The 17,102-nt window shown below is 67.1% G+C and carries 19 protein-coding genes; 15 read left to right on the forward strand and 4 right to left on the reverse strand.

Going from position 1 to position 17,102, the window contains the following annotated elements:
* Positions 1-11 precede the first annotated feature (11 nt).
* Positions 12-1,094 carry an ABC transporter ATP-binding protein gene (locus ACO07K_RS06560; protein ID WP_422035097.1) on the reverse strand — a complete coding sequence of 361 codons (1,083 nt, stop codon included), beginning with the start codon at positions 1,092-1,094 and terminating at the stop codon, positions 12-14.
* Positions 1,095-1,164: 70 nt separating this feature from the next.
* On the reverse strand, positions 1,165-2,079 hold the full coding sequence (locus ACO07K_RS06565; protein ID WP_422035098.1) for a polysaccharide deacetylase family protein: 915 nt from the start codon (positions 2,077-2,079) through the stop codon (positions 1,165-1,167).
* Positions 2,080-2,151: 72 nt separating this feature from the next.
* Between ACO07K_RS06565 and ACO07K_RS06570 the strand changes: the two genes are divergently transcribed.
* Together ACO07K_RS06570 and ACO07K_RS06575 are read left to right on the forward strand one after the other, a co-directional pair.
* A complete protein-coding gene (locus ACO07K_RS06570) occupies positions 2,152-3,432 on the forward strand; it encodes a Zn-dependent hydrolase (protein WP_422035099.1) in 1,281 nt (426 codons plus the stop codon).
* Positions 3,422-4,138: a GntR family transcriptional regulator gene (locus ACO07K_RS06575; protein WP_422035100.1), complete on the forward strand. Its 717-nt coding sequence runs from the start codon at positions 3,422-3,424 to the stop codon at positions 4,136-4,138. The genes ACO07K_RS06570 and ACO07K_RS06575 overlap by 11 nt, the downstream gene beginning before the upstream one ends.
* A 62-nt stretch (positions 4,139-4,200) precedes the next feature.
* On the opposite strand, the gene gap is transcribed toward ACO07K_RS06575, so the two are convergent.
* Together gap and tkt are read right to left on the reverse strand one after the other, a co-directional pair.
* Positions 4,201-5,208, reverse strand: a complete 1,008-nt coding sequence (gene gap / locus ACO07K_RS06580; RefSeq protein WP_422035101.1) for a type I glyceraldehyde-3-phosphate dehydrogenase — start codon at positions 5,206-5,208, stop codon at positions 4,201-4,203.
* 13 nt (positions 5,209-5,221) lie between these two features.
* Complete coding sequence (gene tkt / locus ACO07K_RS06585) at positions 5,222-7,210, reverse strand: transketolase (RefSeq protein WP_422035102.1); 1,989 nt, start codon at positions 7,208-7,210, stop codon at positions 5,222-5,224.
* 215 nt (positions 7,211-7,425) lie between these two features.
* On the opposite strand from tkt, the gene ACO07K_RS06590 reads away from it, so the two are divergent.
* The 13 genes from ACO07K_RS06590 (at position 7,426) to tolB (ending at position 17,070) form a co-directional block, all read left to right on the forward strand.
* Complete coding sequence (locus tag ACO07K_RS06590) at positions 7,426-7,659, forward strand: hypothetical protein (RefSeq protein WP_422035103.1); 234 nt, start codon at positions 7,426-7,428, stop codon at positions 7,657-7,659.
* A gap of 108 nt (positions 7,660-7,767) precedes the next feature.
* Positions 7,768-8,100 carry a cell division protein ZapA gene (locus ACO07K_RS06595; protein ID WP_422035104.1) on the forward strand — a complete coding sequence of 111 codons (333 nt, stop codon included), beginning with the start codon at positions 7,768-7,770 and terminating at the stop codon, positions 8,098-8,100.
* Positions 8,101-8,336: 236 nt separating this feature from the next.
* Positions 8,337-8,912: a 5-formyltetrahydrofolate cyclo-ligase gene (locus ACO07K_RS06600; RefSeq protein WP_422035105.1), complete on the forward strand. Its 576-nt coding sequence runs from the start codon at positions 8,337-8,339 to the stop codon at positions 8,910-8,912.
* Between the two features lie 3 nt (positions 8,913-8,915).
* Positions 8,916-9,722 carry a TIGR00282 family metallophosphoesterase gene (locus tag ACO07K_RS06605; protein ID WP_422035107.1) on the forward strand — a complete coding sequence of 269 codons (807 nt, stop codon included), beginning with the start codon at positions 8,916-8,918 and terminating at the stop codon, positions 9,720-9,722.
* Positions 9,723-10,020: 298 nt separating this feature from the next.
* The gene (locus ACO07K_RS06610) at positions 10,021-10,779 is read left to right on the forward strand and encodes a YebC/PmpR family DNA-binding transcriptional regulator (protein ID WP_422035108.1); all 759 of its coding nucleotides are present in this window, start codon (positions 10,021-10,023) and stop codon (positions 10,777-10,779) included.
* Between the two features lie 10 nt (positions 10,780-10,789).
* Positions 10,790-11,281, forward strand: coding sequence for a crossover junction endodeoxyribonuclease RuvC (gene ruvC, locus ACO07K_RS06615; RefSeq protein ID WP_422035109.1), 492 nt, complete (start codon positions 10,790-10,792; stop codon positions 11,279-11,281).
* On the forward strand, positions 11,278-11,892 hold the full coding sequence (gene ruvA / locus ACO07K_RS06620; protein ID WP_422035111.1) for a Holliday junction branch migration protein RuvA: 615 nt from the start codon (positions 11,278-11,280) through the stop codon (positions 11,890-11,892). Before ruvC ends, ruvA begins: the two co-directional genes overlap by 4 nt.
* The gene (gene ruvB, locus ACO07K_RS06625; RefSeq protein ID WP_422035112.1) at positions 11,889-12,947 is read left to right on the forward strand and encodes a Holliday junction branch migration DNA helicase RuvB; all 1,059 of its coding nucleotides are present in this window, start codon (positions 11,889-11,891) and stop codon (positions 12,945-12,947) included. Before ruvA ends, ruvB begins: the two co-directional genes overlap by 4 nt.
* Entirely contained in the window at positions 12,944-13,423 is a 480-nt protein-coding gene (gene ybgC / locus ACO07K_RS06630) for a tol-pal system-associated acyl-CoA thioesterase (RefSeq protein WP_422035113.1), read from the forward strand. The genes ruvB and ybgC overlap by 4 nt, the downstream gene beginning before the upstream one ends.
* A gap of 77 nt (positions 13,424-13,500) precedes the next feature.
* The gene (gene tolQ / locus ACO07K_RS06635; RefSeq protein WP_422035114.1) at positions 13,501-14,175 is read left to right on the forward strand and encodes a protein TolQ; all 675 of its coding nucleotides are present in this window, start codon (positions 13,501-13,503) and stop codon (positions 14,173-14,175) included.
* On the forward strand, positions 14,175-14,726 hold the full coding sequence (gene tolR, locus ACO07K_RS06640; protein ID WP_422035115.1) for a protein TolR: 552 nt from the start codon (positions 14,175-14,177) through the stop codon (positions 14,724-14,726). Before tolQ ends, tolR begins: the two co-directional genes overlap by 1 nt.
* Positions 14,727-14,747: 21 nt before the next feature.
* Complete coding sequence (locus ACO07K_RS06645; protein ID WP_422035116.1) at positions 14,748-15,704, forward strand: hypothetical protein; 957 nt, start codon at positions 14,748-14,750, stop codon at positions 15,702-15,704.
* A 43-nt stretch (positions 15,705-15,747) separates the two neighbouring features.
* On the forward strand, positions 15,748-17,070 hold the full coding sequence (tolB, locus tag ACO07K_RS06650) for a Tol-Pal system beta propeller repeat protein TolB (protein ID WP_422035117.1): 1,323 nt from the start codon (positions 15,748-15,750) through the stop codon (positions 17,068-17,070).
* The last annotated feature ends 32 nt before the right edge of the window (positions 17,071-17,102 follow it).

Here is a 17,102-nt window from a genome sequence, read left to right on the forward strand (position 1 = left end):
CTCCGTTGTTGTCAGGTGGAACGCAGGAACAGTGTGGGACGCGCATCGGCGGCCAGGGTGCAGTAGGTGCGGGCCGCGTCGACGCCGACCGCGTGCCGCGGCTCGATGATCTTGAGGAAGGTTCCGTCGGTCGCCCGGGCCTCGTGGACGAGTTGGGCACCGATGGGGAGCGCCAGTCCGGGCTCGATCTTCCACGCACTGGGACCCGGAACCGCGGACAGCGCCAGTTGCTCGGGCCGCACCGACATGAGCACGGGCGCGCCGATGCCCAGCCCCGCGGGGGCGGGCAGGCTGACGGTGGCTCCGGCGTCGAGCGTAAGGGTCGCCGTGCCATTCTGAAGCGAGTCGATCCTGCCGTTCATCAGGTTGGTGGTGCCGATGAAGCCGTTCACGAACAGCGTCTGCGGCTCGTCGTAGATTGCCACCGGCGTCCCGAACTGCTCGACCTTGCCCTTGTTCATGACGGCGATGCGGTCGGCGACGCTCATCGCCTCGTCCTGGTCGTGCGTCACCAGGATGGTGGTGAGGCCGAGCGTCCGCTGCAGACGCTTGATCTCGATCTGCATGTCGAGACGCAGGTTCCGATCGAGTGCCGCGAACGGCTCGTCGAGCAGCAGGATCGAGGGCTCGATGGCCAGCGCACGCGCGAGAGCTACCCTCTGCTGCTGGCCTCCCGACAGCTGGCGCGGCAGGCGCTCCTTGAAGCCGCCGAGCTGAACGGTCTCGAGGAAGCGCGTAACCCTGGTCTCGACCTCCGGTCCCTTGAGGCCGCGGGCGCGCAGCCCGTAGGCAACGTTCTCCGCCACCGTCATGTGCGGAAAGAGGGCGTAGTTCTGGAAGACGATACCGATGTTGCGCTGGTTGGGCGGCAGATGGTCGATGGTGGCACCGTCGACGCGCACGCGGCCCGTGGCCTGCCGCACAAAGCCGGCGATGACCCGGAGAAGGGTGGTCTTGCCGCAGCCCGAGGGCCCGAGCAGCGCCACGACCTCGCCGGGCTCGATGGCGAGCGTCACGCCGTCGACCGCCGTCGACGTTCCGTAGCGGACGCTCAGATCCTCGACGTCCAGCGTGCGCGCTGCGTTGGCTTTCACTGCTTGCTGCAACTGTTCCGCCTCCCTGCTGCTGCAAACGCAAGGGGCATGCCAACCATCGGCAGAGCACTCATGCCGGGAACTGTTCCCGCCACGATCGCGCGATGGCATCGCGCCGCGCGATCCACACTTTGTCGCCGTAGGATTCCAGCAGTGCGAGCACGCGCTTGAAGGCGGCGAAGCGGCCGGGGCGGCCCGCAATGCGCAGGTGCCAGCCGATGCTCAGCAGCTTCGGGTGGCCGGCCTCGCCTTCCTCCAGAAGCACGTCGATGGCGTCGCGAACATAGTCCACCATCTCGTCAGCGCGGACGAAGCCGTTGGGATGGAAGAACTTCATGTCGTTGCTGTCGAGTGCATAGGGCAGTACCAAAAGCGGGTGCTGCGCGTCGGTCCGGTCCCAATAGGGCAGGTCGTCGTCGAAGCCGTTGCTCGCGTAGCCGAAGCCCAGCTCGCGCAGGATTGAGCGCGTCTCGGGGCTTTCGCTGCCGCGGCAGAAAAAGCCCGTAGGACGCTGCCCCGTCGCGCTTTTCGTGACCTCGATGCAGCGCCGGAGATCGTTCCGTTCGCTCTCGCGGTCGGTGTAGTCGGCGTGGGGACGCCACAGCCAGCCATGGCAGGCGGCCTCGTGGCCTGCCTCGACGATGCGTCTCGCAAGCTGCGGCAGGCGCTCGACGGCGCGGCCGCACATGTAGAAGGTTGCGGGCATCCCGTGCTTCTCCAGCGCCGCCAGCATGCGCCAGATGCCGGCGCGCATGCCGTAGGCGAAGATCTGCTCGTTGCCCTGATCCCAGCGTCCGGGCGGGACCACGCTCACCACCTCGGAAATCTTCTCGGCCTGCGGATCGCCGTCGCTGACGGCGAACTCCGCGCCCTCCTCGAAATTGACCACCATCGAGATCGCGAGGCGGGCCCCGGCGGGCAGCTTCCAGGCCGGCGGCGTTCCGCCGTAGCCCACCAGGTCGCGCGTCTGGCTCACGCCTTGCATGTCGTCCTCCAACAGGATGTGCACATTTCTTGGCTTTATGTGCACATAATTTTACCAACCGCCGGCAGGCCCATGACCGAACTCCACCGCGACCTCGATCCCGAAACCGCCCTGGCGGGCCACTGGTTCGAGCACCTGCGCACGCACTCCAAAGCCCGCCTCGGCGTCACCCGCGCGTCCTACGGTGAGGGCGAGCAGATGGCGCACGACCTGATGCAAGGCATCTGCCAGACGATGGGGCTGGAGGCGCGGACCGACGCCGCTGGTAACCTCTACCTGACCCTGCCGGGGCAGGACCGCTCGTTGCCCGCCATCATGACGGGCTCGCATCTCGATTCGGTGCCGGAGGGCGGCAACTATGACGGCGCTGCCGGTGTCGTCGCGGGCATGGCGATGTTGGCGCGCTGGCATCGCGCCGGCCGCCGGCCCAAGCGAGACATCACCGTGATGGGCGTGCGTGCCGAGGAACTGTCCTGGTTTCCCGCGCCCTATATCGGCAGCCGTGCCGCCTTCGGCCTGCTGGAGCCCGGGGCGCTCGATGCCTGCCGGCGTCCCGACACCGGCCGCACGCTCGCCGAGCACATGCAGGAGGCGGGCTTTGCGCCCGATCGAATCCGCGCCCGGGAGCGCCAACTCGATCCCGCGCGCATCGCCTGCTTCCTCGAACTCCATATCGAGCAGGGCCCGGTGCTGGTGCAGCGCGGCCTGCCGGTCGGGATCGTCACGGGTATCCGTGGCAACCTGCGTTATCGTGATCCGCATATCGTCGGCCGTTACGGCCATGCCGGCGCCGAGCCGCGTCTGTCACGCAACGACGCGGTGATGGCCGGCGTCGAGTTCGTGTCACGGCTGGAAGCACTCTGGCTGGAGCAGGAGGCGGCGGGCAACGATCTCGTCTGTACCGTCGGCCAGTTCCACACCGACACAGCGGTGCACACCATGACCAAGATCCCGGGCGAACTGTGGTTTTCGATGGACATCCGCAGCGAGGACAACGAGGTGCTGCTCGCCATCGACCGGCGGCTGCGCGAGATTGCCGGGGAGATCGGCGCGCGCCGCGGCGTCACCATCGATCTCGGCGCCTTCACCAACGCCAAGCCCGGTCCGATCGACCGGGGGCACCGCGCGCGGCTCGAACGACTGGCGAAGCAACTGGATATCGAGGCATTGCCGATGGCGAGCGGTGCCGGGCATGACGCGGCGGTGTTCGGGATCATGGGCGTGCCAACGGCGATGATCTTCATCCGCAACGACCATGGCAGCCACAATCCCGACGAGGCGATGGACCTCGGCGATTTCGCGCAGGGCCTCAGGCTGCTGGTCGCCGCGGTGGAGGAGATCGATGCCGCGTAAGCCAAGAAAGGGCGACGTCGCCGCCGACGAGGCGGTGTACGGCGCGATTCGCCGGGCGATGCACATGGGCCGGCTCTCTCCCGGCACCAAGCTGCAGGAGCCGGCGCTCGCGCGCGTGCTCGGCGTCAGCCGCGAGCGCGTGCGCAAGGCTCTGCACCGGCTGGTCCACGAGGGATGGCTGACCGCAATCCCCAACCGAGGGACTTTTGTGCCTTCCCTCACGACCGGGGAGATGCGCCAGATCTACGACGTGCGCTCGATGCTGGAGGCCGCGATCGTGCGCCGCCTCAGCGAGGGCCATACGACAGCGGCGGCGAAGCGGCTGAAAGCGCATGTCGCCGAGGAGAAGGCCGCCACCCGCCGCGACGATCGCGGCCGGCTGTTCGAACTGTCGGGCGAGTTCCACGTCCTGCTCGCCGAACTGTGCGGCAACGACGAGCTGACGCGCCTGCTGCGCGGCCTGCTGACGCGTTCCACGATGCACTTCTCGCTCGCCGCGCCCCGCCAGCTCACCAACTGCGCGGGCCCGCACGACCATGGGGAGATCGCCGACGCGATCCTGGGCGGCCGGGCAGACAAGGCCGCGAAGCTCATGCTCGGTCACCTGTCAGGCTTGGTCACCCTTCAGGCGGCGCGCCCGCCGCGGCACGAACCCGTGGACATCCAGGAGGCTTTTCGCGGCATCAAGGCGCGGCGAGATTCATAGCTCCCAGCAAAGAAAACGGGCGCCCCGTGGGGCGCCCGTCGTTTCTTCGCAGAGCGGCTGGATCAGCCGAGCTTGCCCATCGCGACGGCGGTGTCGGCCATGCGGTTCGAGAAGCCCCACTCGTTGTCGTACCAGCTCATGACGCGCACCAGCGTGCCTTCCAGGACCTTGGTCTGGTCCATGTGGAAGGTCGACGAGTGCGGGTCATGGTTGAAGTCGATCGAGACGTTCGGCTGGTCGGTCCAGCCCAGGATGCCCTTGAGTTGATTGGCGGCAGCCAGCTTGACGGCCTTGTTGATCTCTTCCTTGTCCGTCTTGCGCTTGGCGACGAACTTGAAGTCGATGCACGAGACGTTCGGCGTCGGCACGCGAATCGACACGCCGTCGAGCTTGCCGTTCAGCTCGGGCAGCACCAGGCCCACGGCCTTGGCGGCGCCGGTCGAGGTCGGGATCATCGACATCGCCGCGGCGCGGCCGCGGTAGAGATCCTTGTGCATCGTGTCGAGCGTCGGCTGGTCGCCGGTGTAGGCGTGGATGGTCGTCATGAAGCCGTGATCGATGCCGACCGCGTCGTGCAGGACCTTGGCGACCGGGGCCAGGCAGTTCGTCGTGCACGAGGCGTTGGAGACGATGACATGGTCCTTGGTGAGCTTGTCGTGGTTCACGCCGTAGACCACCGTCAGGTCGGCGCCGTCGGCGGGAGCCGAGACCAGGACGCGCTTGGCGCCGGCCTCGAGATGGGCCGAGGCAGCCTTCTTCGAGGTGAAGAAACCGGTGCACTCGAGCACGATCTCGACGCCCAGCGCTTTGTGCGGCAGCTTGGAGGGATCGCGCTCGGCGGTGACCTTGATCGGGCCGCGGCCCACGTCGATCGTATCGCCGGCGACCTTCACTTCGCCGTTGAAGCGGCCGTGCACCGAGTCGAAGCGGAAGAGGTGGGCATTGGTCTCGACCGGGCCGAGATCGTTGATCGCCACGACCTCGATGTCCTTGCGGCCGGACTCCATGATGGCGCGCAGCACATTGCGGCCGATGCGGCCGAAGCCGTTGATTGCAACCCGAACAGCCATCTTCTTCCCTCCGTTATTGCGCCAACCGGCGCGCCGCTAGTGCGATCGCTTCGGCCGTAATGCCGAAATGCTTGTAGAGTTCCGAGGCCTTGGCCGAAGCGCCGAAGCCCTTCATGCCAACGAAAGCGCCCTTGGATCCGAGCCACCGTTCCCAGCCGAAGCCCGTCGCCGCCTCGCAGGCCACGCGGATCGTGCCGTCGCCGCCCATCACCTTGCTGCGATATGTGTCTTCCTGCGCCGCGAACAACTCCCACGACGGCATTGAGACGACTGCGGCGGCGAGCCCATCCTTGGCGAGGAGATCGCGGGCGGCGAGGGCGAGCTGCACTTCCGAGCCCGACGCGATCAGGCGGATCGGGGCGGCCTCTTCGCCGGCGAGGATGTAGGCGCCCTTGGCGCACAGGTTCTCGTCACCGGCGCCGCGTACGGTCGGCAGGTTCTGGCGGGTGAGCGCGAGGACGCTCGGCGTGTGCCTGGATTCCAGGGCGATCTGCCAGCATTCCGCCGTCTCGATGGCGTCGGCGGGACGCAGGACCTGCAGGTTGGGAATGGCGCGCAGGGCTGGGAGGTGCTCGACCGGCTGGTGGGTCGGGCCGTCTTCGCCGAGGCCGATCGAATCGTGCGTCATCACATAGATGACCCGCACGCCCATCAGCGCGGAGAGGCGGATCGACGGCCGGCAATAGTCGGTGAACACCATGAAGGTGCCGCCGTAGGGAATGACGCCGCCGTGCAGCGCCATGCCGTTCATCGCGGCGGCCATCGCATGCTCACGGATGCCGTAATAGATGTAGCGGCCGGCCGTGTCGGCGCGCGAGGCGCCCTTCAGTGTGGCGGTCTTGGTGTTGTTCGAGCCGGTCAGGTCGGCCGAGCCGCCGACCGTGTCGGGCAGCACCGGATTGATGACCTCGAGCGCCTCCTGGCTTGACTTGCGGGTGGCCCAGGACGGCTTCTCGGCTGCGAGCTTGGTCTTGAAGGCGGCAATCGCCTCGCCGACGGCGGGCGGGATGTCGCCCTTCTGGCGGCGGTCGAACTCGGCGCGATCCTCGGGCGCCATGGCGGCGAGGTTCTTGTTCCACTTGCGGCGGGCCGACTTGCCGCGGGCGCCGATCTTGCGCCAGGCGGAGAACACCGCCTCGGGAATGTCGAACGGTTCGTGGGTCCAGCCGAGCTTGGCGCGGGCGCCGGCGATCTCGTCCTTGCCCAGCGGCGAGCCGTGCGTGGCGGCAGTGCCGGCCTTCGTCGGTGCGCCGTAGCCAATCACGGTCTTGCAGGCGATCAGCGAGGGCTTGTCGGTGACATTGCGCGCCTTGCGGATGGCGCGCGTGACGGCCTCGGGATCGTGCCCATCGACGGCGAGCACGTGCCAGCCGGCGGCGGCGAAGCGCTTTTTGTGATCTTCGGAGGTCGACAGCGAGGTCGGGCCGTCGATCGAGATACCGTTGTCGTCGAACAACACGATCAGGCGGCCGAGGCCGAGATGGCCGGCGAGGGTAATGGCTTCCTGGCCGACGCCTTCCATCAGGCAGCCGTCGCCGGCGATCACGTAGGTATAGTGGTCGACGACGTCGCGGCCGAACCGCTCGGCGAGGATCCGCTCGGCGAGGGCGAAACCCACCGAATTGCCGAGGCCCTGACCCAGCGGGCCGGTGGTCGTCTCGATGCCGCTGGCATGGCCGTATTCGGGATGGCCCGCGGTGCGGGCACCGAGCTGGCGGAACTTCTTCAGCTCGTCGAGGGTCATGTCGGCGTAGCCGGTGAGATGCAGCAGCGAGTAGAGCAGCATCGAGCCGTGACCGGCCGACAGGATGAAGCGGTCGCGATCGGGCCAATTGGGCTCCGAAGCGTCGAACTTCAGGAATTTGGAGAACAGGACGGTGGCCACGTCGGCCATGCCCATCGGCATGCCGGGATGCCCCGAATCCGCCAGCTGCACGGCATCCATGGCCAAGGCCCTGATGGCGTTCGCCATATCGCGCGGGGCAGCGGTTTGGTCGGTCATTTTATGCTTGTGCCGTATGGTTTTTCGGATGGCGCGCAACATGACGACCACCCTTTGGCCCGTCAATGCGCAAAAACACGGGCAAAGCCAACATCTTGCGGGCTTTTACCCTCCACAGGGGCAAGATGTTGACCGCTCACAGGCACACCACCTAATCTCGGTGGATGGAGCAGATTCAGGCGGGTGACCAACGGCGATTCGCTGTCGGGGGAACGATGTCCAAGGCAGCCAGCGTAACGGACCGAGTCGACAGCGCGCTGAGCCGGCTCGAATCGATGGTCGACGAACGTCTGCGTCTCGAGCGGGAGCGTTCCGACGCCCTCGCCGCCCGGCTTGCCAAGGTCGAAAGCGAACATGAAGAGCTGAAACGCGTGGCGACGGAGGTCGAAGCCCGCCTCGAACGGGCGATGGAATACATCCGTTCGCTGCTGGCTGCAGACCAGTCCTGACGGACCCGCTTTCTCCCCAGCACGGGCGTGCGTCGCCGCACGCGACGTGGCAAACTGCACAACCCCTCAAACGCCGAACAAGGCGCAATAAACCAGGAGAAGCGGAAAATGCCGCAGGTTTCGGTTCAGATCGCCGGTCGTACCTACGAACTCGCTTGTGGCGAAGGCGAGGAAGCGCGTGTCCAGGAACTGGCCGCCTATGTCGACGGCAAGGTGAGCGAACTTCGCCGCCAGCTTCCGGGTACGCCTGAATTCAAGCTTCTGGTGTTCGCCTCGCTGCTGCTTGCCGAGGAAAGCCGCGAGGCGCGCGGCGTCGCGAACGCGGCGGAGAATGCCCGTGTGACCGCGACGGACAGTGCAGACACGCTGGCCACCGCGCTCGAGGAACTGATCACTGCCCGCGTCGACAAAATGTCGAAGAAAGTCAGCGGCGCCGCCTAAACTTAACGCCGCTGCTCATTGCGAGCGCCGCCCCGAGTGCCTAGATTGGGAGCGGGGCGGAATTCTGCGCGGCGCGCGGCCCGCTTAAAACCCCGGGGCCAATAAGAACTCCTGGGAGTTGTTCCTGGCTCTGACCTTGGTCTAGGCCACACGACGCCCACCTGCTTACGCAGGCCTTGGAGGTTCTACGAGCCACGGCCCATCGTGGAGCCGCCCCACTTGTTTCCCTTGCCGGCATGACCCTGATCGAGAGCAAACGGGCGCTTCGCGCCACCATGCTGGGCCGCCGGGAGGTCCTCGGCGAGGGTGAGCGCCGGGCCGCGGGCGCGGCCTTGCTCGAGTGCTTCCGCCTCGAGCATCCGATCGAATTGCCGAGCGTCGTGTCGGGATTCTGGCCGATCAAGGACGAGGTCGATATCCGGCCGCTGATGACGTACCTGCACGGGGAAGGCTGCCGGTTGGCGCTGCCGGTGGTGCAGGGGCGCGGCCAACGGCTATCCTTCCGTGCATGGCGTCCGGGCGACCCGCTGGAAGCCGGCGTGTTCGGCACGCTGCAGCCCCCGGCCGCCTGCGAGACGCTCGAGCCGGACGTTCTGCTGGTGCCGCTGCTGGCCTGCGACGCCGAGGGCTGGCGGCTGGGATATGGCGGCGGCTTCTACGACCGTACGCTCGAAGACCTGCGCAAACGACGCAAGGTGACGGCGGTCGGTGTCGGCTTCGACCTGCAGCTCGTGCCGGAGGTGCCGCACGGCGCCGACGACCAGCGGCTCGATTGGCTGTTGACCGACCGGCGCGCTTGCGCCTTTGTCTGACGCATGAAAATCATGTTTTGCGGCGACATCGTTGGCCGCGCCGGCCGCGATGCGGTCATCAAGGAGGTCCCGCGGCTGCGTCGTGAGCTGGGGCTCGATTTCGTCGTGGTCAACGGTGAGAACGCAGCGGCCGGCTTCGGCATTACGGCCAAGATCTGCGCCGAGCTGCACGAAGCCGGTGTCGACTGCATCACCACCGGCAACCATGCCTGGGATCAGCGCGAGATCATCCCCTACATCGCGCAGGACAAGCGCCTGCTGCGGCCGATCAATTTCCCGCCCGGAACGCCCGGATGGGGCGCCAACCTCTTCCAGACATTGCGCGGCCAGAAGGTCGTCGTGATCAACGTCATGTGCCGGCTGTTCATGGACGCGCTCGACGATCCCTTCCGCGCCCTCGATGCCGAGCTTTCGAAGTACGCCCTAGGCCACGGTGCCCAGTTGATCCTGGTCGACGTCCATGGAGAAGCGACCAGCGAGAAGCAGTCGATCGGTCACTATTGCGACGGCCGCGTTTCGGCGGTGCTGGGGACCCACAGCCATGTCCCCACGGCCGACGGCTGGGTGCTGCCCGGCGGCACGGCCTACCAGACCGACGTCGGCATGTGCGGCGACTACGACAGCGTGATCGGCATGAAGAAGGAGGTCGCGATCCAGCGATTCGTCCGCAAGATGCCGGGCGAGCGCCTGTCGCCGGCCGAGGGGGAGGGGACTTTGTGCGCGGCGGTGGTGGAAACCGACGACCGGACCGGGCTCGCGAAATCCATCCGCCCGGTCCGTATCGGGGGGCGGCTCGCCCCGGCCGCCTGACTTCCCGCATCTTGTATCTGTCCGGCCCAACTCATAGCTATTAGCGGTGGCCGAAGAGGGGCGTTGACGGGCTGGGGAAAAAGCGGCATCCTTTTGATGTTAAACGATTTTTCGCCGCATCGGCGACTGTCTTCCAGGTTAGAGGGGGCGTCGGAATCAAGGTTCCGACGTTATTTAGCGGGGGCTTCGGCCCCCGCCTTTTTTTGTTCTGAGGGCCTCAGGAGGCCTCAGTAGCCTGCCAAAGCCCACGAGAAGTGGTATAGGCGGCTCTTCCGGTTACTTAATCTGGTTGTTGGCGATGGCGGGGCATTCCCAATTCAAGAACATCATGCACCGCAAAGGGCGTCAGGACGCCGTGCGGGCCAAGATCTTCACCAAGCTGATCCGCGAAATCACGACCGCGGCCCGGCTGGGCGCCGCCGACCCGGCGTCCAACCCGCGTCTGCGGGCGGCCGTGATCGCCGCGCGCGACGCCAACATGACCCGCGACACGATCGATCGCGCGATCAAGCGCGGCTCGGGGCCCGACGCGGACGCCAACTACGACGAGGTGCGCTACGAGGGCTACGGCCCGGCCGGCGTTGCTGTCATCGTCGAGGCCCTCACGAACAATCGCAACCGTACTGCGGGTGAGGTCCGCTCGAGCTTCTCCAAGCATGGCGGCAACCTGGGTGAGTCCAACAGCGTGTCGTTCATGTTCGACCGGCTGGGCGAATTCCGTTTCCCGCTGTCCGTCGGCAGCGCCGACGAGGTGCTGGAAAAGGCGATCGAGGCGGGCGCCGACGACGTGGTCAGCGGTGAGGGCGAGGGCGCGGTTCATGAGATCTACTGTGCGCAGGACAGTTTCAACGTCGTGCGGGAAGCGCTCGAGAAATCGCTGGGGCAGCCGAGCGTGGCCAAGCTGACCTGGCGTCCCAAGACTGGCGCGCCGGTCGAGGGCGAGACGGTGCAGACGCTGCTCGATCTCATCGCGGCCCTGGAAGACAACGACGACGTGCAGAACGTCTACGCCAACTTCGAGGTGTCGGACGACGCTCTGGCGAAGTTCGCGGCCTGAGCCGGGTGCGATGAGACTGATCGGCCTCGATCCCGGCCTGCGGTTGACCGGCTGGGGTGTGATCGAGGTCGAGGGCAATCGGCTGCGCCATGTGGCTCACGGTGTCGTCAAGGTCGCGACCACGGGCACGCTGGCGGAGCGGCTGAGGGATTTGTTCGAAGGCGTTGTGCGGGTTCTCGAAGCGCAGCGACCCGCCGAGGCTGCGGTCGAGGAGACCTTCGTGAACGTCAATCCAGGATCCACCCTGAAGCTCGGTCAGGCGCGTGGCGTCGTCATGCTCGCGCCGGCGCGAGCCGGCCTGTCGGTCTACGAGTACGCGACCAACCTCGTGAAGAAGTCGGTCGTTGGAACCGGTCATGCCGACAAGAACCAGATCGCCATGATGGTTGGCCGGCTGCTGCCCGGTGTCGAGGCCAAGCAGGACGCCGCCGACGCGCTCGCGGTCGCGATCTGCCACGCCCATCACCGCGCCACGGCGCGACGCATCGAGGCCGCGCTGTGATCGCCAAGCTGAAGGGCCTGGTCGACTCCGTCGACACCGACAGCGCCGTCATCGACGTGGGCGGTGTCGGCTATCTCGTGTCGGCCTCGGCGCGCACCCTGCGCGACCTGGCTGTCGGCGGACCGGCGACCATGCTGGTCGAGACGATCGTGCGCGAGGACGCCATTGCGCTCTACGGCTTCCTCGCAACGAAGGAGCGCGACTGGTTCCGCATCCTGACGACCGTGCAGGGCGTCGGCGCCCGCGTGGCGCTGTCGATCCTGTCGACCCTGTCGCCCGACGAGATTGCCCGCGCGATCGCCGCCCAGGATCGGTCGACCCTGAGCCGCCCCCCCGGCGTCGGTCCCAAGCTGGCCGCGCGATTGGTCACCGAGCTGAAGGACAAGGCGGCCGCCTTCGGTATCGCGCCGGCGCCCGCCCAGGACGGCAAGCCAGCCGAGGCGGCGAGTCCGGCCGGATCGATCAACGAGGATGCGGTCTCCGCTCTGGTCAATCTCGGCTACAAGCGAGTAGAGGCCTTCGGTGCGGTGGCGCGCGCGACCCAGCGACTCGGTGACGGGGCCGGGCTCGATGCCGTGATCCGTGCCGGCCTCCAGGATCTCGCGCGATGAATGCCGCTCCCGACCGTCTGGTGACGCCGAAGCGCTCCGAGGAAGACGCTGCCGAACTGGCGCTGCGCCCGCAGACGCTCGACGATTTCATCGGCCAGAAGCAGGTCCGCGAGAACCTCAAGATCTTCATCGCTGCCGCCAAGGGGCGGGGCGAGGCGCTGGATCACGTCCTGCTGCACGGCCCGCCGGGGCTCGGCAAGACGACGATGGCGCAGATCGTGGCGCGCGAGATGGGGGTGGGTTTCCGTGCGACCTCAGGGCCGGTGATCCAGAAGGCGGGCGACCTCGCCGCGCAGCTCACGAATCTACAGGCACACGATGTGCTGTTCATCGACGAGATCCACCGTCTCAATCCTGCAATCGAGGAGGTCCTCTATCCCGCAATGGAGGATTTCCAGCTCGACCTGATGATCGGCGAGGGACCGGCCGCGCGTTCGGTGCGTATCGAGCTGCCGCCCTTCACCCTGGTCGGCGCCACGACGCGCTCCGGCCTCATGACGCGCCCGTTGCGCGAGCGCTTCGGCATCCCGCTGCGCATGGTGTTCTATACGCCGGACGAACTCGAGACGATCGTGCAGCGCGCCGCCCGCGTCCTCAAGATGACGCTCGCGCCCGATGGCAGCGCCGAGATCGCCAAAAGGTCACGCGGAACGCCGCGCGTCGCCAACCGCCTGCTGCGCCGGGTCCGCGACTTCGCGGCCGTTGCCGGAGATGCCGGCGTCGATGCCCGGGTCGCCGATGCGGCGCTGACGCGACTGGAAGTCGACGGGCGAGGGCTCGACGCCATGGACCGCCGCTACCTCGCCTGCATCGCCGAGAACTACGGTGGCGGGCCGGTGGGTGCCGAGACCCTTGCCGCCGCATTGGCAGAACAGCGGGACGTCATCGAGGACGTGATCGAACCCTATCTGATGCAGCTCGGCCTGTTGATGCGCACACCGCGCGGCCGCCTGCTATCGGAGGGCGGGTACCGGCATCTCGGTCTGTCGATGCCCACGGGGCAGAAGCAGCAGCTCGATCTGCTGTCCGCGAACGACCCGGCGGAGGATGCGTGAGCCACGCGCCCACCTCCGGCCGCCTCCACGACGGCAGCCACGTCCTGCCGCTGAGGGTCTACTACGAGGACACCGACGCCGCCGGCATCGTCTACTACGCCAACTGGCTGCGCTTCCTCGAGCGGGGCCGTACGGAACTGCTCCGCCTCCTGGGGCAGCAGCATACGTCGTTGCGCGAGGAACGCGGCATCAACTGGGTGGTGCGCCGCTGTGCCATCGACTACCTCAAGCCGGCGCGGCTGGACGACACGATCGAGATCGTCACCGGCTGCGGTGAGTTGCGCGGCGCGTCGCTCGACATGATTCAGCATGCGCGCCGCAATGAAGAGATCCTGGTTCGAGCCGAACTCGTCGTCGCCTACATGGGCGAGGGCGGTCGGCCTGTCCGATTGCCGCCGCTCGTGCGGACTGCCCTGGCCCAGGTAGCTGCGAGCGGATCGCCCCGCTCACGCCATATTCGGATACAACCCTCTTGAACCAACGGAGAACATAAATGGACGCGCTAGCGCAGGTCGCCGGAGCCCCCCTCGGCGGCGGCACGGGGACGATTGACATGTCCGTATACGGCCTGTTCATGCAGGCCGACTGGGTCGTGAAGGCCATCATGATCCTGCTCATGCTGGCGTCGTTCTGGTCGTGGGCGATCATCTTCGAGAAGATTCTCCGCCTGCGGTCGCTGAAGCGCAGCGCCCAGTCGTTTGAGGACACGTTCTGGTCCGGCGTCTCGCTCGAGGACCTCTACGACCGTGTCGGCGCCAAGCCCGACGACCCGATGTCTAGCATCTTCGCCGCCGCCATGCGTGAATGGCGCCGCTCGGTCTCCAAGGGCTTGGCCTCCAGCGCCACGGCCCGCGCGGCGCTGCGCCAGCGCATCGAGCAGGTGATGGGTGTCACCATCCAGCGCGAGATGGAGGGCATCGAGAAGCGGCTGGGCTTCCTGGCCACGGTCGGCGCCAACGCCACCTTCGTCGGACTGTTCGGCACGGTGTGGGGCATCATGAACAGCTTCAGCCACATCGCGCAGTCGAAGAACACGTCGCTCGCGGTGGTGGCGCCCGGCATCTCCGAGGCGCTGTTCGCGACCGCGATCGGCCTGGTCGCCGCCATTCCGGCGGCCGCCGCCTACAACATCCTGTCGGGCCAGGTCTCGCGATACGCCCAGCAGCTCGAGGCGTTCGCCGGTGAGTTCATCACGATCCTGTCGCGTCAACTCGAGGAACAGGTCTGATGTCGGGCGTCATACCGGCGCCCGGCGCGAACTCGTCGGGCAGCAAGTTCAAGCGACGGAGCTACACGCCGATCGCCGACATCAACGTGACGCCGCTGGTCGACGTCATGCTGGTGTTGCTCATCATCTTCATGGTCACCGCGCCGCTGCTCCAGGTCGGCGTCCCGGTCGACCTGCCGAAGACCAGCGCCAGCCAAGTCGGCGGCAAGGACGAGCCGATGGTCGTCTCGGTGAACTCCCAGGGCGAGGTCTTCCTCGGGGAGACCAAGTACGACATCGCCGAACTCGGCGCGAAGCTGAAGGCCGTGCACGAGGAGAAGCCGGACCAGCGGGTCTTCATGCGCGGCGACAAGAGCGTCGACTACGGCAAGATGATGGAAGTCATGGGCGTCGTGATCGACAGCGGCTTCCGTCAGCTCGGCCTGCTCGGCGAGCAGGCGCAGGCCCTGGGACGCGGCACCGTCACGCCGGCCGCGCCCGGCCAGACCGCGCCACGCGCGCCGCAGGCTCCGGCACAGTCGCAACCCCCGGCGCCCGCTCCGCGGCGCTGAGCTAACGGCACGAAGAGGAAGATGGTGCGTCGCCATCCCGCCAGCGTCGAGATGCGCACACCGGCCATCGTGTCGGCGATGGTGCACGTCTTCGTGCTGGGGGCGGCGGTGCTCAATCTCGACTTCTTCGGCCGCACGCCGCCAATGGAACCCGAGCCGGTGATGGTCGAGTTCGAGGCGATCGACAAGAAGGCGGGGGCGCCGACCGTGGCCACTCTGCCACCCCAGCCCAAGGACGCGCCGATCGCCAAGGAGACGACGAAGGCGCCGCCCGTGCAGTCGGCCGAGCCGCCGCCGTCGCCGCCGACTCCGAAGCCGCCCGAGGTCGCCGAGCCGCCCAAGCCGCCCGCACCGCCCAAGCCGGAGGAGAAGCCCAAGACAGAGGCCGCCAAGCCGGTCGAGGACCTCGTGGCGTTGAAGCCCAAGGAGCCGGAGAAGCCGAAGGTCGAGAAGCCGCCGGAGCCGCCCAAGCCCACGCCCGAGGCCAAGAAGCCCGAGCCGCCCAAGCCGCCACCGCCCAAGCCCGCGCCGCCCAAGCAGAGCGTCGATTCGATGATCGACGACATCCTGAAGAACAAGCAGTCGCAGCAGAAGATTCAGACGCCGGAGCAGGCGCCCAAGCCGGTGCAGCAGGTCACCCGCCAGGCGCCGGCCGCGCCGAACCTCGCCGCCGTCGTCACGGCGAGCGAGATCGAGGGCGTGCGCCAGAAGATCCGGCCCTGCTGGAACACCCAGGGCGGCTCTCGTGACCAAGCTATGATCATTTCGCTGACCGTCGAGATGAACCAGAACGGCACGCCGGTGAAAGCCGAACTGCGCGACACCGGACGCTACAACAGCGACCCGGTCTTTCGTGCCGCCGCCGACGCGGCGCATCGCGCGATCATGAATCCGCGTTGTCAGCCGTGGCCGCTCTCGCCGGAGAAGTTCACGAGCTGGAAAACGATCACGTTCAATTTCGATCCACGCGACTATTAGTGACCGACGCCTTAACAGAAACCTTCAAATGAAGAGGTCCGACATGATGCTTCCCCGACGGACGACCCTGCTGGGCGGTGTGGCGCTCGCCACCGCCGGCATCGCGAGTTCCGCGCGCGCTCAGCTCACCATCGACATGACGCGGCCGAGCTTCGAGCCGGTGCCGATCGCGATCGTCGATTTCAAGGGCGATGCGGTGGGCGCCCAGATGGCGGGCGTGATCCGCAACAACCTCCAGAATTCCGGCCTGTTCCGGGTGATCCCGTCCAGCGCCTACATCCAGAAGGACGTGGATGCGACCACGCCGCCGCGCTTTCCCGACTGGCGCAGCGTCGGCGCCGCGGGTCTCGTCGTCGGCCAGGTCACCTCGGTCGGCGGCAGCATAAAGGTCGATTTCCGCCTCTGGGACGTGGTCACGAGCCAGCAGGCCACGGGCCTGTCCTTCACCAGCCAGCCCAACAACTGGCGTCGCCTTTCGCACATCATCTCCGACGCGATCTACAAACGCGTGACCGGCGAGGAGGGCTATTTCGACACCCGCATCGCCTATGTGTCCGAGACCGGCCCCGGCAACAACCGGACCAAGCGCATCGCCGTCATGGACCAGGATGGCGCCAACAACCGCTACCTGACCGATGGCAAGACCATCGCGCTGACGCCGCGGTTTTCGCCGACCCTGCAGGAAATCGTCTACATGGCGTACGGCGAGAACAACGGGCCGCCGCGGGTGTACCTGCAGAACGTCGACAGCGGCCGCCGCGAGCTCCTGGGCAACTTTCCGGGCATGAGCTTCGCCCCGCGCTTCTCGCCGGACGGCACGAAGGTGGTCATGAGCATCGCCGAGAATGGCCGTACCAACCTGTATGAAATGGACGTGCGCGGCCGGCAGCTGCGCCGCCTGACCAACTCGCCGGCCATCGATACCTCGCCATGCTTCTCGGCCGACGGCTCGCAGATCGTGTTCAACTCGGACCGCGGCGGCGCACAGCAGCTCTATGTGATGAGCGCGGGCGGCGGCGGAGAGCGGCGCATCAGCTTCGGCGACGGCCGTTATGCCACCCCGGTCTGGTCGCCGCGCGGTGACTTCATCGCCTTCACCAAGATCGGTTCGGGCGGCTTCGGCATCGGCGTGATGCGTTCGGATGGCAGCGGCGAGCGCATGCTGGCGAGCGGCTTCCTGGTCGAAGGTCCGACCTGGGCGCCCAACGGTCGCGTGCTGATGTTCTTCCGCCAGCAGCCCAGCTCGGGCGGCCGTGCCGGTTCTGCCTCGCTGCATCAGATCGACATCACCGGCCGCTTCGAGCGGCAGGTGCCGACGCCGACCGATGCGTCGGATCCGGCCTGGTCGCCCTTGATTCCGCAGTAGCGAAATATATGATCTTTTTTGTCGACCCGTGC

Source organism: Reyranella sp. (assembly GCF_965228225.1).
Lineage (GTDB): Bacteria > Pseudomonadota > Alphaproteobacteria > Reyranellales > Reyranellaceae > Reyranella.